Source organism: Spongiactinospora gelatinilytica, assembly GCF_003236385.1.
GTDB classification, from domain to species: Bacteria; Actinomycetota; Actinomycetes; order Streptosporangiales; family Streptosporangiaceae; genus Spongiactinospora; species Spongiactinospora gelatinilytica.
Genome location: NZ_POUA01000860.1, coordinates 1 through 456, shown reverse-complemented (window position 1 = coordinate 456; position 456 = coordinate 1). Strand labels below are relative to the sequence as shown.

The 456-nt window shown below is 68.6% G+C and carries 1 protein-coding gene; it reads right to left on the bottom strand.

Annotated features, from left to right (window positions below):
• Positions 1-316: hypothetical protein (locus C1I98_RS39775; RefSeq protein ID WP_146607967.1), on the bottom strand; the 316-nt coding region annotated here is incomplete at its 3' end.
• Between the last annotated feature and the right edge of the window lie 140 nt (positions 317-456).

Sequence of the window (456 nt, the reverse complement as noted above, 5' to 3'; positions counted from 1 at the left end):
GGACGTCCAGCACGTCGTCCAGCACGTCGTCCAGCACGTCGTCCAGCACGTCGTCCAGCACGTCCAGGGGCGTGACGTCGGGGCGGCCCAGGCGGAGCTGGTAGTCCACCCAGGCGTGGCCCGCCTGTGCGGCGGAGGCCCATGCCTGCCGCGCGTACTCCTGGCCGTACCAGGAGCGGTGGATGCGACGAAGCGTCCACAACGCCGCCACGGCGGTGATCTGGTCACGCGGCGCGCTGCTCTCCCCCGATGCGCCGCCGTCCCCGTCGCCGACTCCGCCCTCTAGGAGGTTGTAGGTCGCAACGGTCAGTAGCATGTTCCTCGCCTTTGGTGATGAGAGGCGGGCATGCGGAGTCTGGGCATGCCCATGTGGTGGACGGGTGGTCACTTCTTCAGCAGTGCCGCCATCGGGAAGTAGAACGTCAGCGGCAGCATGGGGAGCGGGTGATGAGCGAG